The 26,783-nt window shown below is 68.8% G+C and carries 32 protein-coding genes and 1 tRNA gene; 2 read left to right on the forward strand and 31 right to left on the reverse strand.

All coding sequences use genetic code 11. The annotated features are described in order from the left end of the window. Positions 1-80 precede the first annotated feature (80 nt). A complete protein-coding gene (locus tag AC3WG5_RS01860; RefSeq protein WP_482580775.1) occupies positions 81-989 on the forward strand; it encodes a LysR substrate-binding domain-containing protein in 909 nt (302 codons plus the stop codon). Here AC3WG5_RS01860 and crcB read toward each other — a convergent pair. The 14 genes from crcB to flgB all read right to left on the reverse strand — a co-directional run bounded on the left by crcB (position 981) and on the right by flgB (position 11,911). Next, on the reverse strand, positions 981-1,364 hold the full coding sequence (gene crcB, locus AC3WG5_RS01865) for a fluoride efflux transporter CrcB (RefSeq protein ID WP_482580773.1): 384 nt from the start codon (positions 1,362-1,364) through the stop codon (positions 981-983). The two genes, AC3WG5_RS01860 and crcB, sit on opposite strands and share 9 nt — an antisense overlap. Positions 1,365-1,687: 323 nt before the next feature. Continuing rightward, positions 1,688-1,763: transfer RNA gene (locus AC3WG5_RS01870), tRNA-Asn, on the reverse strand. 353 nt (positions 1,764-2,116) lie between these two features. Beyond that, positions 2,117-3,154, reverse strand: coding sequence for a hypothetical protein (locus AC3WG5_RS01875; protein WP_492567580.1), 1,038 nt, complete (start codon positions 3,152-3,154; stop codon positions 2,117-2,119). A 13-nt stretch (positions 3,155-3,167) separates the two neighbouring features. Continuing rightward, entirely contained in the window at positions 3,168-4,079 is a 912-nt protein-coding gene (gene flgL / locus AC3WG5_RS01880) for a flagellar hook-associated protein FlgL (protein WP_008954410.1), read from the reverse strand. A 10-nt stretch (positions 4,080-4,089) separates the two neighbouring features. Continuing rightward, positions 4,090-5,463, reverse strand: coding sequence for a flagellar hook-associated protein FlgK (flgK, locus tag AC3WG5_RS01885; RefSeq protein ID WP_492567581.1), 1,374 nt, complete (start codon positions 5,461-5,463; stop codon positions 4,090-4,092). Between the two features lie 10 nt (positions 5,464-5,473). Further along, positions 5,474-5,926 carry a flagellar biosynthesis protein FlgJ gene (locus tag AC3WG5_RS01890; protein WP_492567582.1) on the reverse strand — a complete coding sequence of 151 codons (453 nt, stop codon included), beginning with the start codon at positions 5,924-5,926 and terminating at the stop codon, positions 5,474-5,476. A 12-nt stretch (positions 5,927-5,938) separates the two neighbouring features. Beyond that, positions 5,939-7,045 (reverse strand): flagellar basal body P-ring protein FlgI, encoded by a 1,107-nt coding sequence (locus tag AC3WG5_RS01895; RefSeq protein ID WP_492567583.1) that lies wholly within the window; start codon positions 7,043-7,045, stop codon positions 5,939-5,941. A gap of 8 nt (positions 7,046-7,053) precedes the next feature. Beyond that, positions 7,054-7,701, reverse strand: a complete 648-nt coding sequence (gene flgH, locus AC3WG5_RS01900) for a flagellar basal body L-ring protein FlgH (protein ID WP_014087875.1) — start codon at positions 7,699-7,701, stop codon at positions 7,054-7,056. Then, entirely contained in the window at positions 7,698-8,486 is a 789-nt protein-coding gene (gene flgG, locus AC3WG5_RS01905) for a flagellar basal-body rod protein FlgG (RefSeq protein ID WP_014087876.1), read from the reverse strand. The genes flgH and flgG overlap by 4 nt, the downstream gene beginning before the upstream one ends. An 18-nt stretch (positions 8,487-8,504) precedes the next feature. Beyond that, positions 8,505-9,230, reverse strand: a complete 726-nt coding sequence (locus AC3WG5_RS01910; RefSeq protein WP_482580760.1) for a flagellar basal body rod protein FlgF — start codon at positions 9,228-9,230, stop codon at positions 8,505-8,507. A 3-nt stretch (positions 9,231-9,233) separates the two neighbouring features. Further along, on the reverse strand, positions 9,234-10,433 hold the full coding sequence (locus AC3WG5_RS01915) for a flagellar hook protein FlgE (RefSeq protein WP_492567584.1): 1,200 nt from the start codon (positions 10,431-10,433) through the stop codon (positions 9,234-9,236). Between the two features lie 12 nt (positions 10,434-10,445). Next, positions 10,446-11,126, reverse strand: coding sequence for a flagellar hook capping FlgD N-terminal domain-containing protein (locus AC3WG5_RS01920; RefSeq protein WP_492567585.1), 681 nt, complete (start codon positions 11,124-11,126; stop codon positions 10,446-10,448). After that, positions 11,126-11,548: a flagellar basal body rod protein FlgC gene (gene flgC / locus AC3WG5_RS01925; protein ID WP_008954401.1), complete on the reverse strand. Its 423-nt coding sequence runs from the start codon at positions 11,546-11,548 to the stop codon at positions 11,126-11,128. The genes AC3WG5_RS01920 and flgC overlap by 1 nt, the downstream gene beginning before the upstream one ends. A gap of 6 nt (positions 11,549-11,554) precedes the next feature. Then, complete coding sequence (flgB, locus tag AC3WG5_RS01930) at positions 11,555-11,911, reverse strand: flagellar basal body rod protein FlgB (protein ID WP_008954400.1); 357 nt, start codon at positions 11,909-11,911, stop codon at positions 11,555-11,557. A 125-nt stretch (positions 11,912-12,036) separates the two neighbouring features. Here flgB and flgA point away from each other — a divergent pair, with 125 nt between their 5' ends. Beyond that, positions 12,037-12,759, forward strand: coding sequence for a flagellar basal body P-ring formation chaperone FlgA (gene flgA / locus AC3WG5_RS01935; protein WP_492567586.1), 723 nt, complete (start codon positions 12,037-12,039; stop codon positions 12,757-12,759). A gap of 206 nt (positions 12,760-12,965) precedes the next feature. Here the strand turns inward: flgA and AC3WG5_RS01940 are convergent, their stop codons facing one another. From AC3WG5_RS01940 to fliF, 17 genes are all read right to left on the reverse strand, one after another. After that, positions 12,966-13,688: a glycoside hydrolase family 73 protein gene (locus AC3WG5_RS01940; protein ID WP_492567587.1), complete on the reverse strand. Its 723-nt coding sequence runs from the start codon at positions 13,686-13,688 to the stop codon at positions 12,966-12,968. Continuing rightward, positions 13,675-14,100: a flagellar export chaperone FlgN gene (gene flgN, locus AC3WG5_RS01945; protein WP_492567588.1), complete on the reverse strand. Its 426-nt coding sequence runs from the start codon at positions 14,098-14,100 to the stop codon at positions 13,675-13,677. Before flgN ends, AC3WG5_RS01940 begins: the two co-directional genes overlap by 14 nt. After that, positions 14,097-14,372, reverse strand: coding sequence for a flagellar biosynthesis anti-sigma factor FlgM (gene flgM / locus AC3WG5_RS01950; RefSeq protein WP_492567589.1), 276 nt, complete (start codon positions 14,370-14,372; stop codon positions 14,097-14,099). The genes flgN and flgM overlap by 4 nt, the downstream gene beginning before the upstream one ends. 64 nt (positions 14,373-14,436) lie before the next feature. Continuing rightward, a complete protein-coding gene (locus AC3WG5_RS01955) occupies positions 14,437-15,120 on the reverse strand; it encodes a Crp/Fnr family transcriptional regulator (RefSeq protein WP_294865048.1) in 684 nt (227 codons plus the stop codon). A gap of 253 nt (positions 15,121-15,373) precedes the next feature. Beyond that, on the reverse strand, positions 15,374-16,351 hold the full coding sequence (locus tag AC3WG5_RS01960; protein ID WP_492567590.1) for a flagellar motor protein MotB: 978 nt from the start codon (positions 16,349-16,351) through the stop codon (positions 15,374-15,376). 11 nt (positions 16,352-16,362) lie between these two features. Further along, on the reverse strand, positions 16,363-17,226 hold the full coding sequence (gene motA, locus AC3WG5_RS01965) for a flagellar motor stator protein MotA (RefSeq protein ID WP_014087885.1): 864 nt from the start codon (positions 17,224-17,226) through the stop codon (positions 16,363-16,365). Between the two features lie 19 nt (positions 17,227-17,245). After that, complete coding sequence (locus tag AC3WG5_RS01970) at positions 17,246-17,938, reverse strand: FliA/WhiG family RNA polymerase sigma factor (protein ID WP_294865052.1); 693 nt, start codon at positions 17,936-17,938, stop codon at positions 17,246-17,248. Positions 17,939-17,945: 7 nt separating this feature from the next. Continuing rightward, entirely contained in the window at positions 17,946-18,395 is a 450-nt protein-coding gene (locus tag AC3WG5_RS01975; protein WP_482580751.1) for a flagellar basal body-associated FliL family protein, read from the reverse strand. A 21-nt stretch (positions 18,396-18,416) separates the two neighbouring features. Further along, the gene (locus AC3WG5_RS01980) at positions 18,417-19,475 is read right to left on the reverse strand and encodes a flagellar hook-length control protein FliK (protein WP_492567591.1); all 1,059 of its coding nucleotides are present in this window, start codon (positions 19,473-19,475) and stop codon (positions 18,417-18,419) included. Next, positions 19,472-19,759, reverse strand: coding sequence for an ABC transporter substrate-binding protein (locus AC3WG5_RS01985; protein WP_492567592.1), 288 nt, complete (start codon positions 19,757-19,759; stop codon positions 19,472-19,474). Before AC3WG5_RS01985 ends, AC3WG5_RS01980 begins: the two co-directional genes overlap by 4 nt. Then, positions 19,746-20,138 carry a flagellar export chaperone FliS gene (fliS, locus tag AC3WG5_RS01990; RefSeq protein ID WP_492567593.1) on the reverse strand — a complete coding sequence of 131 codons (393 nt, stop codon included), beginning with the start codon at positions 20,136-20,138 and terminating at the stop codon, positions 19,746-19,748. Before fliS ends, AC3WG5_RS01985 begins: the two co-directional genes overlap by 14 nt. A gap of 26 nt (positions 20,139-20,164) precedes the next feature. Further along, positions 20,165-21,499 carry a flagellar filament capping protein FliD gene (fliD, locus tag AC3WG5_RS01995; protein WP_492567594.1) on the reverse strand — a complete coding sequence of 445 codons (1,335 nt, stop codon included), beginning with the start codon at positions 21,497-21,499 and terminating at the stop codon, positions 20,165-20,167. A 75-nt stretch (positions 21,500-21,574) separates the two neighbouring features. Continuing rightward, positions 21,575-22,018, reverse strand: a complete 444-nt coding sequence (gene fliJ / locus AC3WG5_RS02000; protein ID WP_014087891.1) for a flagellar export protein FliJ — start codon at positions 22,016-22,018, stop codon at positions 21,575-21,577. After that, the gene (gene fliI, locus AC3WG5_RS02005; protein WP_014087892.1) at positions 22,015-23,325 is read right to left on the reverse strand and encodes a flagellar protein export ATPase FliI; all 1,311 of its coding nucleotides are present in this window, start codon (positions 23,323-23,325) and stop codon (positions 22,015-22,017) included. Before fliI ends, fliJ begins: the two co-directional genes overlap by 4 nt. 2 nt (positions 23,326-23,327) lie before the next feature. Continuing rightward, a complete protein-coding gene (gene fliH, locus AC3WG5_RS02010; protein ID WP_492567595.1) occupies positions 23,328-24,050 on the reverse strand; it encodes a flagellar assembly protein FliH in 723 nt (240 codons plus the stop codon). Then, a complete protein-coding gene (locus AC3WG5_RS02015) occupies positions 24,047-25,096 on the reverse strand; it encodes a flagellar motor switch protein FliG (protein ID WP_014087894.1) in 1,050 nt (349 codons plus the stop codon). The genes fliH and AC3WG5_RS02015 overlap by 4 nt, the downstream gene beginning before the upstream one ends. Continuing rightward, positions 25,080-26,774, reverse strand: a complete 1,695-nt coding sequence (fliF, locus tag AC3WG5_RS02020; protein ID WP_492567596.1) for a flagellar basal-body MS-ring/collar protein FliF — start codon at positions 26,772-26,774, stop codon at positions 25,080-25,082. Before fliF ends, AC3WG5_RS02015 begins: the two co-directional genes overlap by 17 nt. Between the last annotated feature and the right edge of the window lie 9 nt (positions 26,775-26,783).

The following is a 26,783-nucleotide window of genomic DNA, read 5'->3' on the forward strand; positions in this document are numbered from 1 at the left end:
CTTTCACTGAACGGGTCCGCCTGCTGCAGCCGCGGCGCGCCGGTCTATCCGCCCCCTCCCCTCTGTAGAAACCCCGCACCATGCGACTCGACTTCATCGACCTGAAACTGTTCACCGCCCTGGCCGAGAGCGGCAGCCTGACCGAGGCCGCCGAACGCTTCCCGATGGCCCTCTCCGCCGCCAGCCAGCGCCTGAAAAAGCTGGAAGACCTGTACGGGGTGCAGCTGGTGGAACGCCACTCGCGCGGCATCGCCCTCACCCACGCCGGCGACGTGCTGCTGCATCATGCCCGGCGTCTCTTGCTGGGCTCAGAGCAGCTGAATGGCGACATGGGGCGGCTCAGCCAGGGCGTGCGGCGGGAAATCCGGCTGATGGCCAACAGCGTCGCCAGCAACGAATTCCTGCCGGACCTGCTGGGCCGCTTTCTGGCGGCGCAGCCCGAGCTGGATGTTGTGCTGGCCGAGCGCCCGAGCCGCGACATCGTCACGGCGATCGAAGACGGCGAGGCCGATATCGGCATCCTGGACGGCAGCCTGGGGGTGGAACGGCTGCCCTTGCTGCCGTTTGCCCGCGACCGCCTGGTGGTGATTTGCGGCCCCGCGCACCCGCTCCACGGCACGGCTTCGGTCGCGTTCGCCACCTTGCTCGATCATGCCTTCGTCGGCCTGACCGAAACCAGCGCCATGCAAGGCTTCGTGGAAAGCATGGCACGGCGCAAGGGCAAGGCGCTACGCCTGCGGCTGCGCGTTTCCAGCTTCGCCGCCGTGGCCACTTTGGTGGGACGCAACGCCGGACTGGCCATCCTGCCGGCCCGCTCGGCGCGGAGTCTGGCCCAGAGTCATGCGCTGCACGTGGTGGAATTGACCGACCCGTGGGCGATACGCGAACTGCAGTTGTGTGTGAAAGATATCGACAGCCTGCCGGCACAGGCGCGGCTGCTGCTGGACGCTCTGCTCAGCGCCGATCACGGCGAGCCAGTGTCAGACTAGCGAGCGCAGCCACGCATAGCTGTAGAGGCCCAACAGGGTCATCAGCAGCGAGCCCATCACGTGCGCCAGGATGGCCGCCGCTGCCCAGCCCAAACGCCCCTGCTGCAACAACTCCACCACCTCGGCCGAGAACGTCGAAAAGGTGGTCAGGCCGCCCAGGAAGCCCGTCACCAGCAACAGACGCCATTCTGGCGGCAGGGTCGCATGCTGTGCCAAGACGGCGATGATGAAGCCGATCAGGTAGCCTCCCAGCAGGTTGGCGCACAACGTGCCGAGCGGCAGCGACGGCAACAGCGCGTTCAGGCGCAGGCCCAGCATCCAGCGCAACAAGGCGCCGCTCGAAGCACCGGCACAGATGGCGAGAATCTTGGTCATGGACGAGTGTGGCGAGAGGAGTGTCATAAAGCATTGTTGTACAGGCGCTCCGCCATCACAACCACGGCGGCGCCGTGGCCCGCCGAGCCAGGCCTTCAAGGCGCCTCCGACATGCCCCACGACCGACGACGCACCAGCGGCACGCCCAGCCGTTTGCCCCGGACAGTGGGGTTGCCGGTGAGGCGGTCGTGTCGTTCGCTCGGAAAGAACCCGCTGGCGATGGGGATGGTGTCGCCTCGCCGGCGGGCGCGGAGGGGTTGGGCAGGCAGACACCTGCCGGAAATGCAAAAAGCCAGCACGATGTGCTGGCTTTCATGAAACTTTGGCTCCCCGAGCAGGGCTCGAACCTGCGACCTGCGGATTAACAGTCCGTCGCTCTACCAACTGAGCTATCAGGGAACATCTAAAGAGAAAACAATTATATTGACCGAAAACCTATCCGTCAAGCGATCTCGCATTATTTTTATCTCAAACCACCCGGACGGCAGCGACAGGCACCGTCTGGCTTCTTCCGAACGGCCCCAGGTTGGGGGGCGGATCATCCCGGTACGCACTGTGCCACCCTGCAAGCCTTGCCGGCGGCGGCGCTCCGCGTAGAGCCTGTTCACGATCTTTTTACGAGCGGCGCGGTCCCGGCAAACAACCCGATAGGAGGCGGACGACACCGGCCTTGGCATTCCAAGGCCAAGTCGGCCCCCCCCCCCCGTGTGGCCAAGCGCGGCCGCCGCCCCAAAAAGATCGTGAACAGCTAGTTACAGCGCCAGCAGCGAGACGACGCGATAGCGGCTCACGCCCAGCAGGGCCGGGATGACGCCGAGGAAGGAGCGGTAGTCGCCGGCCTGGTTCAGGCGCGCGTTGAAATCGGCCACGAACTCCTGCGCCCAGCTCTGCTCGCCCATGCGCGACAGTTGGTCGATGGCGTCACGCGCCTGGTCGATGGCGCTGGTGATGGCACTGTGTGCCTGGCGCAGCTGCGACAGGGCGCTTACCACACGTTGCAGGGTCTGGCGCACGTGGGCATGGTCGTTCACCTGCCACTCGCCGGTTGCCAGCCGCTCCGGTTCGGCCTCGGTCTTGACGCGCTGCGGCTGGCCGGAGGGGAAGCGGACGCCGCCGCCGCGTACCGCGAGGCGGTCGCGGATGGCCGGCCAGGCCGCCTCGTCCACCGAGAAACCGAGCTGGCCGTCGTCGTTGATGGCCGCGCGGATGCCTGACGGTGCCAGGGCGCGGTTGAGACGGCGCATGATCTCATCTTCGCTGACGTCGCCGCCGACGTTGAACGACATCGCGGCGGTGCCTCGCTCGCCGCTGAACAGCGCCAGCGTTTCCGCGGGCCCGCTGCGCAGGCTGTCGAGGTCCATGCCACGTACGGTGAAGTCTTGCCGGGCGTCGGCCGCCAGATGAAAGCGCAGCTTGGCGTCGACGCTGCCGCCGCTTTGGGCATGGCGCTGCGCCAGGGTGGTGGCGAAGCGGCCGATGCGGGCCTCCAGCCCTTCCCGGTCGATGCGGCGCTGGGCGAGCTGCTGGCTGAGGTCGGTCTTGAGCTGCTCCAGCTGGCCCGCCAGGCCGTCGACGAAGCCCAGGGCACGTTGCGCGGCGGTGAGCTGCTCGTTGAGCTGGCTGCTGTAGCGCCAGCCGCTGGCGGCCGTGGTGCCGGCCACGGCTGATTCGGCCGGAGCTTGCGGCGTGCTGCGCAGATCGGTGGCCGCCGGCGCCGGCTGCACGCCGCCGGGGCTGTTGCGACGCGTGCGGCTGCTGGCGGAGTCCAGCGAGGAAATCAGGGAATTCATGGTGAAAGCGGCCTCAGATCACGTCGAACAGGCTGAGCGCGCTGATCTTGCCGTAGGCTTTCTGACTGGCCTGCACCGCCAGCAGGTAGCTGTTCATGTTGATCGACGCCTCGGCGTAGTCGAGGTTGCCGAGATTGGCGATGCTCTGCTGGTTGGCCAGACTGACGTTGCTGTGGTTGTCGTCCATCATCTGCAGGGTATTCTGCGCCCCGCCCAGCTGGGCGATCTTGACGCCGATGGCCTTGAGCGCGGTATCGGTGCCGTCGAGGGTCTGGCGCACGGTCTGGCCCACGCTCGGGTTGCCCGGGTCGAGCGTCGGGCTTTGCAGGGTGTCGATGGTCTGGTCGAGCTGGTTGAGGAAGGCGGCCATGTCTTCCAGCGTGACGTTGGCGGGCTGGGTGACGCCGTGCCCGATCACCACCTGCTGGCGGTCGGTGTTGCCGCTGAAGCTGTAGCGGCTGCCGGCGGGCTGCGTGTTGTCGACGGCGATGGTCTGGGTGGCGCTGGCGGTGCCGGAGAACAGGTAGCGGCCTTCCTGGTCCTTGGTGTTGGCGGCGTAGAACAGGCTGTCGCGCAGGTTGGCGAGCGAACTCGACATGGCGCGCAGGTCGTCCGCGGTATTGCCGCCGTCGGCCGCCCACACCAGCAGGTCGCGCGCCTGCATCATGTCCTTGCTCATGCCGTCGAGGTAGGACTCGTTCATCGACAGCCGCGAGCGCAACGCGGCGATGTTGTCGCGGTACTGGGTCAACGCCGCCTCTTCGCGCTGCAGGCGCAACAGCCGCACGCTGGCGACCGGGTCGTCCGACGGCACCAGCAGGCGGTCGCCGGAGGACATCTGCTGCTGCAGGTCGGCGAGCCGGCTGTTGGCCGACTGCATGGCGGCGCTCATCGAGGCCTGGAACTGGTTACTGGCTACGCGCATGGTGGCTTCCTCAGAAAATCGCCAGGGTGCTGTCGAACAGCTGGTTGGCGACGGCGATCACTTTCATGTTGGCCTGGTACATCTTCTGGAACTCGACCAGGTTGATCGCTTCTTCATCGCTGTTGACGCCGCTGGTCGACTTCCAATTCTTCTCGGCCTCGCCGCGTACCACCGAGGCGGTCTCCAGCCCGGCCTTGTTCTGCTGGCTGTCGATGGCGAGGTGGCCGGTGAGCTGGGCGTAGGCGTCGCTGATGGTGACGTTGCCGAGCCCGGTCATGGCGACGGTCTGGTCCTTGATGGCGATCAGCGCCAGCAGGTTGTCGCTGTTGGCGGGCTTGGCGGGATCGCTGGAGAAGCCCAGCTGGTCGGCCTGGATGGCGCTGACTTGGAGCATGCCGCTGGTGCTGGCCGCATCGAAGACGAACAGCGCCGCGCCGGCCTGACCGTTGAGGTCGAAACCGCTGGCAAGCTGGGCGTTGGTGCGCGTCGCCAGTTCGCCGGCCAGGGTGCGCACCGCGTCGGCCATCGGCTGCAGCACTGCGCTCTGGTACTGGTTGAGCCCGCCCAGCTGGCCGCCCAGGTTGTCGTTGGGCAGCGTGAAGCGCTCCTTGGCGAACTGCAGCGTCATGGTCTGCGTGCCGTTGACGTTGCCCTGCGCGGCGAGCGTGGCGGCGGTGTTGCCGATCACCAGCGGCTGCCCGCCGCGCAGCGTGACGCTGAGGCTGCCGTCCGGCTGCTGGCTGACGCGCACGTCGACCAGCGCGGCCAGCGCGTCGATCTGGCGGTCGCGCTCGTCGAGCAGGCCGGAGGCGTTGGTGCCGACGGCGTCGGCCTCCGCCACCTTGCCGTTGAGTGCGGCGATCGACTGGGTGATGGTATTGATCTGCGCCAGCGTGGCGCTGCGCTGCTCGTTGAGCGAGGCCTGCTGCGTGGCGAACACACCGTTGAGATTGTTGAAGCGGCGCGCCAGCGCGTCGGCCTCGCTGATCACCTGCTGGCGCAAGGGCACCGAGCTGGGCTCGACGCTGGCGGCGTTGAGCGCGCCGTAGAACTTGTCGAGGCCGCCCGACAGGCTGGTGCCGTCGCTGCCCATGACCTGCTCCAGCTGGGCGAAGTACGGCTGCGCCGCCGCCAGCTCGCCCTGCCCCGCCGCCGCCTGCCACATCTGCAGGTTCTTGTAGCTGTCGCTGAAGCGGCGGATGGCGGTGACGTCGACGCCCATGCCGGCACCGAGGCGGTCGCCCGCGCCCGGCACCAGGGTCGACAGCAGCACGCCCTGGCGCGAATAGCCGGGGGTCATCTCGTTGGAAAGGTTCTGGCTGACCGTGTTGAGCGCGGCCTGGGCGGCGATCGCGCCGGACAGCGCGTTCTGGATCATGCGCATGGCGGGCTGGCTATCTGTGGTTCAGTGGAAAAAACGGCGTGGCGAAGGCGGCCAGGCCGGCGCCCGTCTCGGGCGCCTTCTGGGAAACAGAGGCGACCCCGGCGGCGTTTTCCTTAAGTGCATTATTGCCATTGACCGTTGCGCCGGGCAGTAGCTGCGCCAGGATGACGTTGGCGATGCCGAACACGCGTTGCCGGGCGATCTGGCCGGCCACCGCGGTGTCGGCGAAGTCGAGCAGGTCGCTGTTGATGGACTGGGCGAAGATGCTGTCCTCGCCGGCCATGGCGCGCGTGGTCTTGCGCATCTGCCCCAGCATTTCGCGGACGAACAGCGCCTCGAATTCTTCGGCGGCCTTGCCGACCTTCTTGCGGTACTCGGCCGAGGGCGGCTGCACCGGGGTCTCGAGGTTGGCCGAAGAACCCTCGGCGCCGCTGCCGGCCTTCTTCACGTCGGTGCTCAGCATGCTCGCTCCTCCTCAGATCACCACCAGCTCGCCATCCAGCGCACCGGCCTGATCCAGCGCCTGCAGGATGGCCATGATGTCGTCCGGCGTGGCGCCGGTGCTGTTGATGGTGTCGATGATGGTTTGCAGCTTGGCGCCCGCCGGCCACTTGAACATGCGGCCCTGGTCCTGCTGCACGCTGACGTCCGATTGCGGCGTGACCACGGTGTTGCCGCGCCCGAACGGATTGGGCTGGCTCACCTGCGAGCTCTCGGCGATCACCACGCGCAGGTTGCCGTGCGACACCGCGGCGGGGCGTACCGTCACCCCCTGGCTGATCACCACGGTGCCGGTGCGCGAATTGAATATCACGCGCGGCGTCTCCTCGCCCACCCCGATGTTGAGCTTCTCCAGCCGAGCGACGAAGGCCACGCGCGCGGTCGGGTCCGGCGGCGCCAGCACCTCGACCGAGGTGGCGTCGCGCGTGCTGGCGATGCGACCGTAGTGCTGGTTGATGGTGTTGACGATGTTGGTGGCGGTCTCGAAATTGGGGCGCTTGAGGCTCAGGCGCACCGACGGCCCGCTCTCGAAGTCGGACGGGATTTCGCGCTCGATCGAGGCGCCGTTGGGGATGCGCCCCGAGGTCGGGGTGTTCACCGTGACGCTGGAGCCACTCTTGCCCTGCGCCGACAGACCGCCGATCACCAGGTTGCCCTGCGCCAGCGCGTACACCTCGCCGTCGGCGGCGCGCAAGGGCGTCAGCAGCAGCGTGCCGCCGCGCAGGCTCTTGGCGTCGCCCAGCGACGACACCGTGACGTCGATGGTCTGGCCGTGCCGGTAACCGGGCGGCAGGCTGGCGCTGACCATCACCGCCGCCACGTTCTTGACCTTGGTGCTGCTGCCCTCGGGCTGCTTGATGCCGAACTGCTTGAGCAGGTTACTCACCGACTGGCCGGAGAACTTCACCTGCGAGTTGTCGCCGGTGCCGTCCAGGCCGACCACGATGCCGTAGCCGATCAGCTGGTTTTCGCGGATGCCTTCGACGCTGACCAGGTTGCGCAGCAGCTGGGCACCGGCGTTGAGCGGCAACAGGCCGGCCACCAGCACCAGCATCAGGCGGGAAAGGTAACGGTAGGGCATGAGGTCTCTCAGAACGGCATCCATGGGCTGGTGAAGAAGCGCGTCAGCCAGCCCGGGGCGTTGGCGTCGCTCAGGACGCCCCGGCCGGAGTAGGCGATGCGCGCGTTGGCGATGCGCTGCGACGACACGCGGTTGTCGGTGTCGATGTCGTCGACGCGGACGTAGCCCGCCAGCTGCAGGTACTCCTCGCCCTGGTTGAGGGTGAGCTGCTTCTCGCCCTTCACCAGCAGCAGGCCGTTGGGCAGCACCTGGTGCACGATCACGCTGAGCGCGCCGGACAAGGCATTCTGCTGGGTGGACGAGGACGAGCCGTCGAAGGTGCGGTCGGCGTCGATGCCGACCTTGGTGTTGATGGTCTTGCTGCCGAGGATGGTGGGCTGGATGCTGGCGCCCGACTTCTTGTCGAGCAGGGTGCCGGCCTTCTTGCTGGCCTGGGTGGTTTCTTCCAGCACCACGGTCAGGGCGTCGCCGACGCGGTAGGCGCGGCTGTCGGTGACCAGCGACCAGGCGCCGCCGGCGGTGTACACGCCGCCGCCGATGCCGCGCGCCGCCGACTTCGGCGGCAGCGGCGGCTCGAACTCGGCGCGCGGCGGCGGCAGGGTCTGGGTGCAGCCGGCCAGCAGCAGCGTGGCCAGTACGAGCGCCGTCCGCTTCATCGCACCGACTGCGCCAGGTACTGCATCATGTTGTCGGCGGCGGACAGCACCTTGGTGTTCATCTCGTAGGTGCGCTGCGCCGCGATCATGTCCACCATCTCTTCCACCACCTGCACGTTGGAGCCCTCCAGCGCGCCCTGCTTGAGCTTGCCCAGCGCGTCGCTGCCGGGATTGCCGACGGTGGGCGTGCCGCTGGCGGTGGTTTCCTGGAACAGGTTGTCGCCCAGCGCCAGCAAGCCGGTGGGGTTGACGAAGTTGGCCAGCGTCAGCTGGCCGATCTCGGTCTGCGCGGTGGAGCCGGACTGGGTGATCGACACCGTGCCGGTTTCGCCGATGCTGACCGAGGTCGCCGTGGCCGGCACGGTGATGGCGGGCACGATGGGCAGGCCCTGCGCGTTCACCAGCTGGCCGTCGGCGTTGACCTGCAGCTGGCCGGCGCGGGTATAGCCGGTTTCGCCGTTGGACATCTGCACCTGCAGGAAACCCTGGCCGACGATGGCCACGTCCAGCGCCTGGCCGGTGGTGGTGATGCTGCCGCTGGTGAACACCTTCTGCGTGCCCAGGAGGCGCGTGCCGTTGCCCAGCTGCACCCCGGACGGCGAGGCGTTGTTGGCGTCGACGCGGGCGCCGGGCTGGCGTTCGACCTGGTAGAACAGGTCCTCGAACACCATGCGGTCGCGCTTGAAGCCGACCGTGTTGACGTTGGCCAGGTTGTTGGCGATGGCGCCCAGGCGCGCGTCTTGCGCCTGGATGCCGGTTTTACTGATCCACAATGCCGGATTCATGCCCTACCCCTCGGTTGCCTAACCGCGCACCAGGCGGTTACCGGCCTCGACCATGTCGTTGGCCGCGTTGAACATCTTCATCTGCATCTCGAAACCGCGATTGAGCGACATGGTGGCGATCATCTCCTCCACCGCCGACACGTTGCTCTGCTCCAGGTGCTCGCCCTGCACCCGCACCGTCTCGTCCGCCGGCAGCGTGTTGCCGAGGCGGCTGACGATCAGGCCGTTTTCGTCCTTGGAAAGCTCTTCCGGCGCCGGCTTGACCAGCTTCAGCCGGTCCACCACCTGCAGCGCGCTCTCACCCGGCGGCTGGATCGAAATCGTGCCGTCGCCCGCCACCGCGACGCGCACGTAGGGCGGCAGCACGATCGGGCCGCCGTCGCCCAGCACCGGCCGGCCGTTGACGGTGAGCGCGCCGTTGGCATCGACGCTGAAGTTGCCGGCGCGGGTGTAGGCTTCACCGCTGCCGACGGCGACGGCGAGAAAGCCGTCGCCCTGCAGCGCCACGTCGAGGTCGCGCCCGGTCTCCACCACGGTGCCGGCGCGATGGTCGACGGCGTTCGGTTCGGCGCGCGTCATGTGGCGGGCGTCGTAACCGTAGCCGCGTACCGCCTGGCTGCTGGCCACCTCGATATCGGCGCGGAAACCGTTGGTCTGGGCGTTGGCCAGGTTGTTGGCGTGCACCTGCTGCGCCTTGAGGGTGCGGTCGGCCCCGCTCATGATGGTGTAGATCAGCGCGTCCATGTCTTACACCGCCTGCATCAGCGCCTGGATCACCTGGCCCTCGGTCGAGATCACCTTGGTGTTGGCCTGGTAGTTGCGCTGCGCGCTCATCAGGTTGACCAGTTCGGCGGTCATGTCGACGTTGGATTGCTCCAGCGAGCCGGCGCTGAGCGTGCCGGCGAGACCGCTGCCGGGCGCCGAGAGCAGCGCGGTGCCGGAGGCCGGCGAGTCCACCCAGCTGGTGGCGGACACCGGGATCAGGCCATCCTCGTTGGGGAAGTTGGCCAGCGCGATGGTGCCGACCGCCTGCTTCTGGCCGTTGCTGTAGGTGGCGAGGATGTCGCCGTTGTCCTGCAGGCTGACCCCGGTGAGCGCGCCGGAGGCGTAGCCGTTGCCGCTGTTGACGGTGGTGGTGGTATCGCCGGCGAACTGGGTGGTGCCGGTGTAGTCGAGCTTGACGGCCAAGGCCGCGGCGCCCGTCGGGGTTCCCAGCGCGAGCGTGGCGGCGCCGCTGGCCAGCGCCGACGAGGTCAGCGCGCCGTTGCTGTCGAAGGCCAGGTCGGCGGTGTCGGCGAGCAGGCTGCCGTCGAGGCCGAAATGCACCGTCACGTCGTTGGTGCCGTTCTTGACGAAGTACTGGGTCAGGGTGTGCTTCTCGCCCAGCGAGTCGTACACGGTGGAAACGCTGGAGCCGTTGAAGGTGGTCGGGTCGGCCGGGTCGAAGGCCGTCGCCGGCGTGGTCCAGCCGGACGACAGGTTGCCGACGTATTGCAGGGTGTCGCTGGCCTTGGCCGCGATCTGCCCGGTGGGCACCGTGATGTCGCCCAGCGCGCCGCGTGCGCCGCCACTGGCGCCGCTGACGGCGGCGTAGCCCTGGACATGGCGGCCGAAGCTGTCGACCAGCACGCCGTCCTTGTCGGTGTTGAAGATGCCGACGCGGGTGTAGGCGACGCTGCCGGCGTTGTCGCGGGTGACGAAGAAGCCGCGGCCCTGGATCGCGGCGTCCAGCGCGCGCCCGGTGGTGACGGTGCCGCCGCTGCGGCCGATGCTCTGCGTGTTGGAGGCGACCTCGACCCCGGTGGCCTGGGTGCCGGCGTAGGTGGCGGAGAAGTTGGCGCGGCTCGACTTGAAGCCGTAGGTGCCGGAGTTGGCGATGTTGTTGCTGATGCTGCCGAGCTGGGAGTTGACCGCGTTGATGCCGGACAGGGCGATTTCAAGACTCATGGAAGACTCCGCTTACGAGACGCTGGACGAGGTGTTCCCCAGCAGGCGGGAAACCGAAGAGGCCGGGACATCCCCCAGCCCGGAAAGGGTGAGCATGGGCTCGCCGCCCTGCACCGGCAGGCGCACGCCCTGGACCACGGCGGCCAGCTCCAACATCGGCGTGGCGCGCGAGGCGGTGGTCGCCGACAGCGCGTAGCTGCCGGCGGCAAGGCCGTAGTCGGCCGGGTTGACGCTGAACGCGACCTCGCCTGCCGGCTGGGCACCCAGGTCGATCGGGTGCAGCTTGCCGTCGGCGCCGGTGAGCTGCAGCGTGACCTGGTTTTCCGCGCCGGACAGGGTGAGGCGGCCGGAGAGTGGCGTGCCGTCGAGCTGCACGGTGTTGCTCTGCACCAGCACGCTGTTGCCGACCTGGTTGCCCAGGCCCAGCCCCTGCAGCTCGCGCAGCAGCACGGCGTTGTCTTTCAGTTGCGACAGCATGCCGAGCGAGGTCTGCATCTGGTTCATCTGCACCAGCTGGTTGACGAACTGCGACGGGTCGGCCGGGTCGAGCGGGTTCTGGTTCTTGATCTGCGCCATCAGCAGCGTCATGAACATGTCCGAGCCACTGCTCTGCGACTGGCCGTTGCTGGCGACCGGGGTCGCGCCCTGGCTCGATGCGGTGCTGTCGTTCAACAGCGAATTGCTGACGGTCATCAGCCTTCTCCCAGTTTGAGCAGGTCCTGCTGCATAGTTTTCACCCGCGCCAGCACTTCCACGTTGGTCTGGAAGGCGCGCGAGGCGGACATCATGTCGGTCATCTCCTCGACTGGATTGACGTTGGGGTAGAACACGTTGCCGTCGGCGTCGGCCAGCGGGTTGGACGGCTCGTGCACCTTGCGCAGCGGGCTGTCGCTCTTCACCACGTCGAGTACCTGTACGCTGGCGCCCTGCCAGGCGCCGTCGCTGTCGGCGCCCCGGTACACGGTGGCGAACACCGGCTTGCGCGCGCGAAACGCCGCGCCCTCCGAGCCGGAGGCCGATTCGGCGTTGGCGAGGTTGCTGGCGACGGTGTTGAGACGCACGGTCTGGGCCGTCATGGCCGAACCGGCGATGCGGGAAATATCCCTGAATGCCATGGTGGATTACCCTGCGATGACTTTGGCCAGGCCCTTGTACTGCATGTTGAGGAAGGTCAGGCTGGTCTGAAATTCGGAGACGTTCTGCGAGAACTCGGCTTGCTCGACGCCGAGCTCGACGGTATTGCCGTCGCGCGACGGGTGGTTGGGGACGCGGTAGAGCAGACCGCCGGACGAATCGTCGAGCGGAAAATCGGCTTCATCGGCGGCGGCGGCCAGCGCCGAACGGAAATCGACATCGCGCGCCTGGTAGCCCGGCGTGGTTTCGTTGGCGATGTTGGATGCCAGGACCTTGGTGCGTTCCGCCCGCAGCTTGAGCGCCTCCGGGTGGATATCCAGCGCCTTGTCGAAATGTATGCCCATTGCCACGCCCGATTCGGTTCAATACCATTGAAAAACAGAGCTATGCTAATAGCCGCCTTACTTGAAAGGCGATACTAATAACTGGCCATCCCGACGTACATGTAATAATTACCAAGCCCGAGCAAATGGCAATATTCACAGCCCTCCGCCCTACCCCCCTGTTGCTGACCCTGCTGACCCTGTCGCTGCCGGCCGCCGCGGACGCCAGCCCGGCCGCGCGCGAACTCGACCGCGCGGTGCTGACCCACGCCCGGCGCTGGCTCGACGACGCCGCGGCCCGGGTCGGGCTGGAGCAGGCACGGCCGCGCCTGACGCCGATCCCGCCGCGCGAGGCGGCGGCGCTGCCGGCCTGCCGCCAGCCGCTGGAGGTCGAGGCGTTCGACACGGCGTCGCTGTCGCGCCTGCGTTTTGCCGTGCGCTGCCCGGAGCCGCAGGGCTGGAGCACCGTCTACACCGTGCGTGCCGAACTCGACGCGCGTCAGCTGGTGGCGACACGCGACCTCGACGCCGGCAAGGTGCTCGGCGCCGACGACGTGGAATGGGCGCAGCGCCCGGTGTACGAGCTGGAAGAGGGTTTGCACAGCCCGGCCGAGGCGGTCGGCCTGAGCAGCCGCAGCGCGCTGCGACGCGGCCAGCCGCTGCGCAGGAAGCTGCTGGAGGCCGCCGTGCTGGTGCGGCGTGGCGAAGCGGTGGAAATCGTGGCGAGCAAGGAGGGGATCGTGGTGACGGCGCCGGGCGAATCGCTGGAAAGCGGACGCCGCAACGACGTCATCCGCGTGCGCAACGTCGGCAGCGGCAAGATCGTGCGTGCCCGGGTGACCGAGGCCGGGCGGGTGGCGCCGGAGTGAGGGCCCTGCCTCAGACGCACACAAGCCCCGTCCCGGACGGGGCTTTTGCATGGCGCCCCGACTCAGAACCCGCTTACGATCTGTCGCGAGCACCCCTCAGCGGGGTGAAGAGCAGCACAGAAACCGGAATGTACTGCAGTACATGAGGATTTCGAGCAGCACATGAGCCCCGATCAGGGGTGCACAGCAAGATCGTAAATGGGTTCTCAGCTGCCCGCCCGGATCGACGCTACCACCCGCGCCAGCTTGCCGGCGTAGTCCGGGTCGGTGGCGTAGCCGCCCTTGGCCAAGGCCTGGGCGAATGCCGCAGCGTCGTTGCCCACGCCCTGCACGCCACGGAAGCGCGGGTTGCTGGCCAAAAGCTGGGTGTAGTCGGCGAAGGCGCCGCGCCAATCCGGATAGGCGCGGAAGCGCTCGCTGCGCTTCACGTCGACGCCCGCCTCGTGCTCGGTGGTGAGCGCCGTCACCACCTCGCCCTGCCAGCCGGCGCCGGCCTTGATACCGAACAGGTTGTGGCTGTTGGTGCCGTCGGCCTGTGTCAGCGGGCGCTTGCCCCAGCCGGACTCCAGCGCGGCGTGCGCGGCGATCAGATCGGGCGCCACCCCCAACCGCGCCGCGGCCTCGCGCGCGTACGGCTCGACCTGGCTCAGAAACGCCTGCTGTGCCGCGCCCGGCGTGCTGGCGTCGTCGCCCCCCACCGTGGCCGCCACCGCCTCGGCACCGCGCTGGCGCGCCCAGGCGCCTTCCGGCGACAGCGTCATCTCGCTCGCGCCGAACCCCTTCTCGATCGAATCGACCACCTCCTGCCGGGTCTGGCGATAGAGCGCGGAGAAGCCGCCGCCCTCGCCCGCCGCCGGCAACGGCAGCGCCACGGCGCGCCAGGCGGCGTCGAAAGGGAGTGAACCAAGGGTTGGATCAGAGCGGAACATAGATATCCTTCTCGCCGAACAGCACACGCTCCAGGTTGTCGTGCTGCGCCATCAGCAGCCGACCGTTGCGCTCGTTCAGCGTCTTGCACTGCGCCACCCGCCCGCGCAGCGTCGCCCACAACGCTTCGCAGGCCTGACGCGGGGCGGCGGGCAGCTGTGCCAGCACCTCCTCGACCGACAGCCGCCGCGGCCGCCCCAGCAGCTCGGCCGCCAGTTCGCGCCGGGCGCGACGGCGACCGTCGAGCCGGCCGACCAGCGTCACGATCCGCTCGCCGGTCTCGGCCAGCGTCGCCGCGTCATGGTCCAGCGCCCCCTTGAACTGCCGCTCCAGCAGCTGTTCCAGTTGCTGGTAATCGGCCAGGTCGAGGCGCATGTCGCCCAGCAGCTGGCGGAAACGGGCCTCGCGGCTCATCCGCGTCCGCCGTGATAACGGTCGATCAGCGCCGCCAGCCGTTCCGGGTCGAACGGGGCCTCGCCACGCGCCAGCGCCGCCTTGACCGCGGCGACGCGCTCGAGGTCGATCTCGGGTTGCTCGCGCAGGGCGGCCTGCGCCGGCTCCAGCAGCGCCGCCCCACTGGCCTCGGCCGCCGCCGCAGGGCGGACGGCAGGCGCGGTCGGGGAGGTGGCCGGGCGCTCGGCCGGGGCGACGTCGCGACGTTCAGGGCGTTGGGGAGTGATGCGCATGGTAAGCCTCGTCAATGCAATTCGTCTGTCTTATAGAGACAAGACGACCGCCTGCCAGAAAAACTTAAAAGTTCTCCGGCAGCATCTTGAGCAACACGATGCGGCGGTTTTCCATGCGGATGTAGTGGCCGTAGACCAGCTCCTTGAGGATGCGCGCCACCATCTCGCGCGAGGAGCCGATCTGGTCGGCGATTTCCTGCTGGGTCAGCGGCTTGTCGAGCTGCAGCACGCCGTCCTCCTCGACCATCAGCTCGTTGAACAGGATGCGGATGCGGCCGTAGACGTCGAGCAGCGCCAGGTTCTTGGCCGAGGTCGAAATGCGCCGCACCATGCCCGCCAGTCGCAGCAGGATCTTGCTGCGGATGGTCTCGCAGGGCAGACCGTCGGCTACGCCGAACACGCTGACCAGATCGGTGCGCCGGAACATCAAGAGCCGGCAGTCGCGCTCGGCCACGGCGCTCCAGGCGCACGGTCCGCCGTCCAGGTAGGAGACCTCGCCCATGAGTTCGCCCGGTTCGTTGAACATGAACACGAACTTCTTGCCCTGGCCGTCGGAGACGAAGGACTCGATGCGTCCTTCGGTCAGCAGATAGATCGCGGCGCTGTTTCCCCCTTCCAGAAACAGCGGGTCGCCCTTGCGCAGGTTCAGTGGAACGGCGAGGTCGATCAATTCGTCGAGAGCGAAGTCGTTGAGGCTGCCGAAAAAATCGGTCGCGAGCAGGAGCTGTTTGGTATCTTGCTTTGTCATTTTTTTATATGTGCACGAGCTATTTAAACAAACACCACCGCGTGGCGCGGCATGGCATGAACGTTGTGGAGCGGACGGTTATTGGCATTTTTTTGTTTGTCCTGCCATGCCAAATCGATTAACGGTGCCATTGTTATTAATAACGGCCTTATTGTAAAGTTTTGCAAAGCAATTAGTGAACTTTTCTTGATTCAGACGATCAAAAGCCCGGATTTTTGTCCGGGCTTTTGTAGAGGAAGAGGTAAGGCGGGGCTTAAGGACGCAGTTGCTGCTTGAGCGCGGCCAGTTCGGCCGCGGAGGGTTTCTCGGCGCCGGCGGCGGGCTGGCCGCCCTCGCCGGGCATGCCGAACATCGCCGCCACGGTCTGCGCCTGGCCGGTGGTCAGCACCAGGAGTTCGATGCGGCGGTTGAGCGCGGCGTCCGGATGGCGCGCATCGAGCGGGGCACGGTCGGCCATGCCGACCACTTGCAGGATGCCGTTGCTGGCCATTCCCCCCAGCAGCAGTTGCATGCGCGCCGCCATGGCACGGTTGCTGGACAGGCTCCAGTTGGAGAAGGCGGCGTAATTCTGCCCCTTGTACTGCAGCGAGTCGGTATGCCCCACCAGCAACAGCTGGTTGTCGATATGGGCGAACATCTGCCCCATCTTCTGCAGCAGGTGCTTGAAACGCTCGTTGATCACCGCGCTGCCGCGCTCGAACATGCCCTGCTTGTCGGTATCGTGCAGCATCACGCGCAGGCCGTAGGGGGTGATCACGGTCTGGATGTTGCCGGCCAGCCCGGCCTCGACCGACAGGTCCGACATCATCTTGGCCAGCTTCTGCAGGTCGGCGGCGCTGTCGTAGCGGCGGCGCAGCTTGGCGCCGTTGCCGTCGTCGAGCGCCGAGGGCTGGGCGCTGCTCTTGACCTGCGAATTGGGGCGCGACTCGGTGGCCTGCTGACCGGGCACCAGTTCGCGCGGGATCAGGCTGCCGTGCGGCGTACCCTGGTGCTCGATGCGCGACTGGGTGCCCTCCGCCAGCGGGCTGCCGCCGCCGTTGCGCAACAGCTGCGCCATGGTCTCCTGCTCGCGCGAGGCGAGCAGCCACATCACTAGGAACAGGCACATCAGCGCCAGCACGAAGTCGGCGAACGCCACCTTCCATGCCCCGCTGTGGCCGCCATCGTCCTGGCGCCGCGACACTTTCTTGATGACGGCGGCGGTGCCTTCCTTCTTCTTGTCCAGGCTCACGGTGCGCTACCTCACACGCCTTGCAGCGCGTTGATCCAGCTTTCCAGCTGCGAAAAGCTCGGCTTGGTATTGAGCTGGACCAGGCGGCGCCCGGCGTCGATCGCCAGCAGCGGCGGCTTGCCGGAGGCGTGCGTGGTGATCACCACCTTGACCGATTCGAAGTTGGAGAGCTCCTCCTTGACCTGCTGGTGCATCACGTTGCTGAGCGGGTCGAGCACGCCGTAGCAGAAGAAGATGCCGATGAAGGTGCCCACCATGGCGGCGCCGACCTTCTCCGCGATCTCGCCGGTGGTGGCGCCGTTGCCGACGCTGTTCATGGTCATCACGATGCCCAGCACCGCGGCCAGGATGCCGAAGCCCGGCATCGCCTCGCCGATCTTGTGCAGCGACTTGGAGGGCTGGTTGAGCTCCTCGTGGATGGCGTCGATTTCCTGGTCGAGCACGCCTTCCAGCTCGTGCGCGCTGATCTTGCCCATCGCCATCAGGCGGAAATTGTCGACGATGAAGGCCAGCAGCTTGGGCTGCTGCAGCACCAGCGGGTATCGGTTGAACAACGGGCTCTGGCGCGGCGCCTCGACGTGCTCGTCGAGCGCCTTCAGGCCCTGGCTCGCGGTGATCAGGAGTTCGTACATCAACAGCAGGAGCTGGCGCTGGAATTCGGCGCCGTGCTTCTTGCGCAGCACCACACGCTTGATCTGGCCGCCCATTTCCAGCAGCACGTGCTTGGGGTTGCCCAGCACGATGGCGCCGATCGCGGCGCCGCAGATGATGAGCAGTTCCACCGGTTGCCAGATGACGTGGATCGCCCCCCCGCCCAGCATGAAGCCGCCGAAGACGCATCCGAGAACGATGCCGATGCCGAGTAGTTGCTGCATAGTTGCCTTTCCAGGGAGTTCAGGCGGCGTCGAGCCGGACCTTCATTTTCTTGAGAGCGCTCTTGTTGATCTGGCACACCCGCGCTTCGGTCAGGTCGAGCACGGCGGCGATCTCCTTGAGGCTGAGTTCGAATTCGTAGTAGAGCTGGATCACGCGCTGTTCGCGCTCGTCCAGCGCGGAGAGCGCCGCCGCCAGGGTGCGCCGCTGCAGCACGCTGGCCTCGGGGGTGTTGTCGTCGATGGGCTCGATGCCGGCCGCGACCAGTTCGTCGAAGCTGGCCATGGCCTCGGCGTTTTCAGCCACCAGCAGCGCACGGTAGTCCTCGGCGCTGAGCCCCAGCTGCGCCACCGCTTCCGCCTCGCTGGGCTCGCGCCCGAGACGGCGCGTCAGCTCGCGCAAGCCATCGCGCAGGCGGTGCGCGTCCTGGCGCAGCGCGCGCGGCCGCCAGTCGAGGCGGCGCAGCTCGTCGAGGATGGCGCCGCGCACGCGCAGCACGGCGTAGCCGGCGAAGCGCTGGTCCGGTTCGCCGTAGCGGCGCAGCGCCTCAAGCAGCGCCATCAGGCCGATCTGCTCCATGTCCTCGCGCTCGATCACGCCGTTGGCTTGCGAATTGAGCTGGCGCGCCACGCGCTTCACCAGCGGGGCGAAATCGCGCAGGCAGCGCGCCTCGAGTTCGGCAGGCGCGTCGGGAGTGGCGTAGTCGGCGTACATGATGGGCTTACTCGATGATCAGCTTGCCGACCATGACTTCGGAGAACGGCTGGGCGCCGTGTTCGGCACCGTAGCTGGCGCGGTAGGCCTTGCCCAGCAGCTTCTGGTAGTCGTCGATGGTCATGCCGGAGGCGCGCGCCAGCGCGAGCGGCGACAGCGCGCGCACCGCCACGGTCTTGAGGAAGGGCAGTTGCTCCTTGAGCTCCTTTTCGTGCGTCTCGCCGGTGCGGAACACCAGGTCGAGCGCCATGTAGTGCAGTTCGGGGTCGCCCGCCTCGCTGCGCAGCATGACGATCACCTTGTCCAGGCTGACGTAGCGGCTCGGTTCGGCCTTCTCGGCGGAGGCCAGCGGAGCGGCCGCCTTGCCCTGCCCCAGCCACCAGTAGACGCCGCCGGCACCGAGCGCCACGGCCAGCACCATCCCCAGCACCGCGCCCATTATCGTTTTCGTGTTCATCCGATCTGTCCTTTCTCTGCCTCAGCCCTGCGCCAGCGCGAACGGTGCAAAACCATCGCCGCCGACCTCGGCCAGCGCGCGTCCCGGGCTGCGGCCGTCCGGCGCGCCGTCGCGCCCGGAGCGGCCCTGCCCCTGTCCCTGGTGGCCGCCGGGCGCGCCTTCGCGCACTTCCACCGCCACCTGGGTGTACTGCCGTGCCGACAGGTCCTGGCGTAGCGCGTCGCCGATCGCCTGCAGCTGGCGCACCACCTCGCCGTGCGAGGCCACCAGCTGCACCGTCAGGGCGCCGGCCTCGTGGCGGATGGCGATTTCCAGCGAGCCGAACGACGGCGGGTCGAGGCGGATCAGCGCACGGTCCATGCCGTGCGTGCTCTGCACCGCCAGGCGCTCGCCCAGCGCGGCGCGCAGCGACTCGCCCCAGCGCGCCGGCTGGCCGGCGGGCAGCGAGAGCGGCGCCCATTCCGGCAAGGCCGCGCGCGGCTCGACGCCCTGGGCGTGGACGAACCAGCCTGGCAGCGGATTCGGCGCCGGGCTGCCGGCCAGCGGTGCGGCGCTGCCATCCTGCGTGGCCAGGCGCAGTGGGAGCCCGGCGGCGGCCGGCGAGGTGGCGTCGGGCAACAGCACGGGGGCGGTGGTAGCGGCGGAGGCCAGGCTGTCGCGCGCCGAGGCCGGCACGCTGCCCGCCGCCACGCCGGCCAGGCCCTGGAACGTGGAAAGGTTGGCCGAAGGCAGCGGCGGGGTAAGCGGGAGCGGGAGCGGCGGCGGCAGCAGCGACAAGGGCGTGACCGGCACGGCCGGCAACGCCGTAGCGGCCGGCTCCTGCTCGCTGTGATGGCGCTCGTCGTCCGGACCGGCATCGGTAGTCGTCGGGGGGGACGCGGTGCCCGGTGCCGGTGCCGGCGCTGCCGGGCCGGGCACCGGCAGCACCGCGGCCAGCAGCGCTGCGGCGAAGTCGGCCGGCGCGGCGGAGTCGGGGGACGCTGCGGGGGTCGCGGCGGGCGCTACCGCCGCGACGGCGACGGGTTCGGCGGAACGGGTTTCCGCCAGCGGTACGGTGGACAGGGTGGGCAAGGTCGTCATGCGCCCTCCCATTGCCGGGCCTGGGCGTAGGCGAGCTGGCCTTCGCGTTCCCGGCTCAGCAGCGCGAGGCGCTGTTCCAGTTCGGCACCGGCCGTGCTGCCGGCCGCCAGGATTTCGCGGTAGAGCGTGCAGAGGCGCGCGAGGTGGACGGGCTCGATGGCCGCCGGCGCGCCGGCCAGCCACGCCGACAGCCGAGCGTCCAGCGCCGTCAGCCGCTCCCAGTCCTGCGCCGCCAGGGCCACGCGCAGGGCGCTTTCCAGGTGGTCGAGTTCAGGTGGCTTCATGCTGATCGCGCACTCCCATCCAGCCGCCCTTGAGCGTGCCCAACAGGCCGACGACCTCGTCCAGCGCCGCCACGTCGAGCTCCACGCTGGCATGGTAGAGGCGGAAGGCGCAGTAGTCGTAGAGCCGCGCCAGGTCGGTCACCACCTCGCCGCCCGACTCGAAATCCAGCGCGCTGGAGAGGCCGTTGAGGATGTTGATGCACTTGGTGATGCTGTCGCCCTTCTGCTCGAAACGCTGGCCCTCCAGGTGGCCGCGGGCGCGCGCCAGCTCTTCCAGCAGGCCGTCGAACAGCACCAGCACCAGCTGCACCGGCGAGGCGGTGGCGGTCTGCGCTTCCAGGTTGACCGAGTGGTAACTGCGGTAGGCTTCGTAATCCAAGGTGGCTTCCTGTCGTCGGTTACGGGTTACTGGCTGAAGTAGCTGTTGAGCGAATCCAGGGTCTGGCTCATCTGCGCCTGCATGGTCTGCAGCTGGGTGAACTGCGCCAGGTAGCGCTTGTAGGCCTGGTCGTACTGGTTATCGATGCGCGTCTGCTGCGCGTCGAGGTCGTTCTGCATGCGCTGCGCGCTGTCCTTGCGCTGCGTGATCAGGCCGCTGCTGGCGTTGAGCCACTTGTCGAGGTAGCTGCCGGCCTGGGCGAGCAGGCCGTCGGCGTTGCTGCCGTTGAAGAAGCCGTCGAGCGCGGTGGGCTGGTTGGCCAGGAGCTTGTCGAGCTTGCTGCGGTCGAGCGACAGCGTGCCGTCGCGCGCGGCGGTGATGCCCATGTCGGCCAGGCGCACGCCACCGAAGCTCTGGCGGATCAGGGTGTTGAGATGGTCGCGCAGCGAGCGCACCCCGGCGTCGGTGGCGAACGGCCCGGCCTTCTGGTCCTTGTCGGCGCCCCCGGCAGCGGTCAGGCCGCCCAGCGACTTGAGCAGCGTGTTGTAGGCGTCGACGAAGTTCTGCACGTTGCCGCCGGTGTCGCCGTCGCTGCGCGCCACGTCCAGCGTCAGGCTCTGGCCGGCGCTCATGGCGCCGAAGGTCATGGTGACGCCGCCGATGGCGGTGAAGGTGTTGGAGGCCTGCTGCATCAGCACCCCGCTACCCTGCCCGCCCAGCCAGACCTTGGCGTCCTGCGCGGGGCTCAGTTGCGACGAGGTCGCGAACGCGGTCTGCAGGGCGGCATCGCTGGCCTGGCTGGCGTCGACGCCGATGGTGTTGGCGGCACCGGTCTTGCCCGAGGTCAGCACCAGGCGCGAGATGCCGTTGGCGGTCAGCACCATGGCGTTGACCTTGCCGGCGTTGCCCGCAGCCTGGTTGATGGCCAGGGCGATTTCGCTGGTGGTGAGATTGTGGTCGCCGTCGCGGTCGGCGCTGGCGAGATCGACGCTGAAGGGGTTGCCGCCGAGGCTGACGGTGAGGGTGCCGCCGCTGGCGCCGGACACCCCGTCGTACGCCAGCTGCTGCGCGCTCGCCAGCTGCTCGACGAACAGCGAGTAGCTGCCGGCCTGGGCCGTGCCGCTGGCGCTGACGGTGCCGGCGTTGCTCTGGCTGAAGCTGGCGCTCATCGCCACCATGCTCTTCTTGGCCGACAGCGTGGTCAGCGCCGAGCGGAAGTCCTGCAGCGCGCTCTGCAGCTTGCTCAGGCCGTCGCTGCGCGCCTTGGCGCTGCTGTTCTGCATCGACAGGCGCTGCTGCGCCTGCTGCACGTACAGGTTGGCCAGCTGCGTGGCCATCTGCGTCGGGTTGATGTCGGCCATGGTGTGCTCCTTATCCGGTCTCAATATCTGTTCAAGGCGACCGGAACGGCGGTTTCCTTCAGGCGGCGTGAATAATCACACCGTGGTGCGGCCGCGCCACCACGCCTGGCCGGCGAAGTCGTCGCTGTGCTTCTGCTCGCGCCGGGCACGCTCGCTGGCGAGCCGTGCGGCGGTGTCGTCGCGCACCTGCGCCAGCGCCTCGCGCCGCAGCGTGGCCGCCGCCAGCGCGCGCTGGCTCACCGCGGCATCGGCCTCGGCCAGGTTCAGATCCTGTTGCTGCGAGGCCATCAGCTGCAGCAGCGCCCCCTTGTAGCCGGCGCAGTTGAGCGCCAGCGCCGGCGAGGCGGTGGCCGCGCTGGCGCCGCTCTGGCCGCACAGCTCGCCCATGCGCTCGATGTTGCGGCGGTAGCGTTCCTGCAGGCGGCGCTTGGCGACGAGCTCGGTTTCCAGGCGTTCCACGTCGTTATCACGCAGCCGCACCATCAGCTGCAGGCGGTGCAGGGCTTCTTGCTGTTTCATGATGCGGACAGTTCCTCGAGTTGCTGCAGGGTGGCGCCGTACGGCGCCGCGACGGCGGCGTCCTGGCGCAGGAAACGTTCGATGAGCGGCATCCGCTGCACCGCGCGGTCGGTCTCGGCGTCGGCGCCGGGCACGTAGCCGCCCAGCGGGATCAGCGCGCGCACCTCCTGGTAGCGCGCCCACAGCCCGCGCAGGGTGCGCGCCGCCTCGCGCTGGCTCGCCCCGGCCACCAGCCCCATGCAGCGGCTGACCGAGGCGGCAATGTCGATGGCGGGGTAGTGGCCGCGCTCGGCCAGCCCGCGCGACAGCACGATGTGGCCGTCGAGGATGGCGCGCGCGGTGTCGACCACCGGGTCCTGCTGGTCGTCGCCTTCGGCCAGCACGGTGTAGATCGCGCTCATGCTGCCCTCGCCCTCGCCGTTGCCGGCGCTTTCGGCCAACGTCGGCAACAGCCCGAACACCGACGGCGGGTAGCCGCGCGTGGCGGGCGGTTCGCCCAGCGCCAGCGCCACCTCGCGCTGCGCCATGGCGTAGCGCGTGAGCGAATCGACCAAGAGCAGCACGTGGCGCCCCTGGTCGCGGAAATGCGCGGCGATGGTGTGGGTGAGCTCGGTGGCCTTGAGCCGCATCAGCGGCGACTCGTCGGCCGGCGCCACCACCAGCACCGCCTTGGCCAGGCCCTCGGCGCCGAGCGCGTGCTCGACGAACTCGCGCACCTCGCGCCCGCGTTCGCCGATCAGCCCGACCACCACCACGTCGGCCTCGGTGTGGCGGGTGATCATGCCGAGCAGCACGCTCTTGCCGACGCCGCTGCCGGCGAACAGGCCGACGCGCTGGCCGCGCCCAAGCGTCAACAGGCCGTTGATGGCACGCACGCCGACGTCGAGCGGGGTGTCGACCGGGCGCTTTTTCAGGGGATTGACGCGCGGCGGATGCGCCGCCAGCGGGTGCTCGCCGCCGAGGCGGCCCAGCCCGTCGAGCGGCTCGCCCAGTCCGTTGACGATGCGCCCGAGCCAGGACGGGCCGATGAACAACCCGGCGGCGTCCGGCGCCGGCTGCACGCGCGCGCCGGTGGTCAGGCCGACCGGCTTCTTGAACGGCATCAGGTAGGACACCTCGCGCTTGAAGCCGACCACCTGCGCCTGCAGCCACTCGCCGGCGGCGGTTTCGATCAGGCAGCGCTGGCCGGTCTCGAGCGGACAGCCGACGCTCTCCAAGAGCAGGCCGGAGGCGCCGACCAGGCGGCCGGTGACGGTCGCCACCGGCACGTCGTCGAGTTCCAGCTTTTCCAGCGCGGCGCGCAGCATGCTCAGACCTCCGCCACGGCGCCGGTCGCGGCCGTGCCACTGGGCGCGGTCAGCGGCGCAGCCGCGCCCAGCTGCTCGCGCACCTTGTCGAGGCAGACCTCCAGGCGCTGCTGGCAGCCGGCGTCGGCCTCGCTCTCGGCGGTGCGCACGCGGCACTCGCCGGCGGCCAGCTTGGCGTCCGGCACCAGGCGCCAGCGCGCGGCACGCTCCGGCGCCAGTTCGCGGATGCGCGCGCATTCCTCGGCGTTGAGCAGCACCTCGACCTCGCCGCTCACCGGCGGCAAGGCGGCCAGCGTCTCCTCGACCAGATCGAGGATCTGCGCCGGCTTCAACGTCAGCTCGCAGCGGATCACCTGGCGCGCCACCTTGGCCACCAGCTCGACCACGTCCTCGCGCAGCGCGCCCTGGTAGTCCTCGCAGGTGCGGCGCATCGCCTCGGCCGCCGCGGCGAGCGGGGCGGCCAGGCCGTCCAGCTGCGCCAGCACCTCGCGCCGCGCCGCCTCGAAACCCTGCGCGCGGCCTTCGGCCAACCCCTGGGCCAGGCCGGCGTCGCGCCCGGCCTGCTCGCCGGCGGCGACGCCCTCGCGGTAGCCGGCGTCCATGCCCTGGCGGAAACCGTCGGCGACCGAGGCCTGCAGCTGCGCGGCATCGTCACCGTGCGGGCCGGGCGCGGCGGAGGGGGCCTGGAGCAACGGCGGGAAACGGAACGGGCGCCAGTGCTTCACTCGACCACTTCCTCGGGGAACAGCTGCAGGTCGATCTCGCCGGCGTCGGCCAGCGCCTTGACCTGCGCCATGATCTCGCGCCGCACCTCTTCGACACGGCTTTTCGGCACCGGGCCGGAGCGGCGCATCATGTCCTCGAAGCTCTGCGCCTGGCGGCGCGGCATGGTCTGCACGATGGCCTCGCGCACCGCCGGTTCGGCGCCCTTGAGCGCGATCGCCCACTGCTCCAGCGCCACCTCCTCGGCGATGCGCATCAGCACCGTCTCGGTCTGGCGCGACAGCACGAAGAAGTCGTACATGCGCGCCTCGATCTCGCCGACGATGTCCGGGTCGTGCGCGCGCAACAGCTCGATCATGCGCGCGCGGTCGCCCGGCAGGCGGTTGATGATGTCGGCGGTCTGCTGCATGCCCTCCACCGCGGTGCTCTGCGTGTGCAGGCTTTCCAGGCAGCGGTTGACCAGCTCTTCCAGCTCGAGCAGGAGGTCGCGGTCGACGTCCTTGAGGCGGGCGATGTTGACCAGCACGCGGTCGCGGTTTTCTTCCGGCAGCACCTCCACCACCTGGCCCGCCAGCGCCGGCGGCAGGAAGGCGAGGAACACCGCCTGCATGCGCACGTGCTCGCTGCCGATGCGGTCGGCCAGCCACTGCGGCGAGACCCACTGCAGGCGCGCCATCTTGGGACGGATGGCGTCGCCGTAGATGTTGTCGAGCACGCTGTTGGCGATGTCGCTGCCCAGCGCCAGGTCGAGCGAGCGCTTGAGGAAGGAGCGGCTGGCGCCGTGCACCCCGCTCTGCTCGCGGTATTCGTCGAAGAATTTCTGGATCGCGCCCTTGACCGAGTCCACCTTGATGCCGCTCAGGCCCGACATCTCCTGGGTGACCGCCAGCAGTTCCTCGCGCGACAGGCAGCGCAGCACGCCGGCGGCCGGCTCCTCGCCCATGCACAGCAGCAGGATGGCGGCCTGCTGCACCGGGGTCATCGCGGCGGGATCGGCCGGCAGGTTGGCCGAAGCGGCGCTCGCGCCGGGCTTACTGGTTTCTTCCATCTTTCTGCACCCACTGTTTCACCACCTCGGCCACACGCTCCGGTTCCTTGGCGGCCAGACCCTTGAGATGGTCGACCAGCACGTCCACCGACGAACCCGCCGGCGGCAAATCGTAGTTTTCCAAGAGCGGCATCACCGGGCTCGCGCCGGTGGGCTGCCCCTCCGGCAACGCCAGCGGGCGGCCCTGCGGCGCCGCGCCGGCCGGCTGCTCGTCCGGCTCCAGCAGCAGCGGCTCCGGCTGCCCCTGGGCCGCCAGCGGCACCAGCGCCCCGGCGGTCTGCGGCCGGCTCGCCCACTGGCGCAGAATCTTCAACAGCGGGCGCGCGATCAGCAGGTAGCCCAGCAGCAGCACCACGCCGTAGGCCAGCCAGCTGGCGCCGTCGAGCAGGGTGTCGCGCTGCTGCCACCATGGCTCCAGCGCCACCTGGCCGGGGAAGTTCATCGCCGTCACCGCCAGCGCGTCGCCGCGCTCGGCCTTGATGCCCAGGCCGTTGCGCAGCACCTTGTCGACGTTGGCGAGCTGCTCCGCCTGCCAGCCGCCCTTGGCCGGCGCGGCGGCCTGGTTCAGCACCACCGCCACCGACAGCCGAGAGAGCCGGCCGCGCGCATGCTTGATCTGCATGATGCTGCGGTCGTAGGCGTACTGGCGCGTCACGGCGTTCTTGCTGTTGCCGCCGACGCTCTCCTGCGCCGGCGCCGAGGAATCGGTATTGATCGGACGGTTGCTGAGCGAACCGGGAATGCCCAGCGCCAGCTTGTCGTTGGATTTTTCCTCGCGCGACGCCTCGTTGGTGATCTTGGGCGCCTCGCCGTACTTCTCGCGCGTCTCCTCGACGCGGTCGTTGTCCACCTCGGCGGTGATGCTGACCTTGAAGTTGTCGGCGCCGACCACCGGGGTCAGCAGCGCGCGCACATTCTCCAGCGCCTCCTCGCGGTAGCGCTTGGCGGCGTCGCTCTCGGCGGCGGGCTGGCCGCCTTCGGCCAACTCGATGCGCGACGACAGCAGGTTGCCGGCCTGGTCCACCAGCGTCACCTTGGCCGGGTTCAGCGTCGACACGCTGCCCGCCACCAGGTTGACCACGGCGGCGATCTGCTCGTTGGAGAGCTGCCGCCCCGGCTTCAGCGTCACCACCACCGAGGCCGAGCCCTTGTCCTCGCCGGCGGTGACGAAGGACGAGGAGCGCGGCAGCGACAGGTGCACGCGCGCCGCCTGCACCGGCTCCAGCGCCAGGATGCTCTGCGTCAGCTCACCCTCCAGGCCGCGACGGAAACGCACGTCCTGCACGAACTGGCTGACGCCGAGCGGGTCGTTCTTGTCCAACAGCTCCAGCCCGGCCGGCAACTGCGCCACCACGCCCTTGGCGGCGAGCGCCATGCGCACGCGCCCCAGGTCGGCGTCCGGTACCAGCACCTGGCCGGTCTGCGGGTGAAGGCGGTAGGGAATCTTCTCGGCGTCGAGCACCGCCATCATGTCGGCGGCGACCACCTTTTCCTGGGCGCCGAACACCGGCTTGTAGCGGGCATCGTCGCGCCACAGCCAGAACGTCACCGCCAGCGTCAGGCCGATGGCCAGCACCAGCAGCGGCAACAGGGTGCGAACGGCGGCGGCGGGCATGGCCGGGCGGCGGGCGGCAAGACCGCGCCACGAGGCCAGGCCGGAACGGAGTTGAGCTATCACGTCGGACCT

Source organism: Pseudogulbenkiania sp. FW507-F1 (assembly GCF_058781125.1).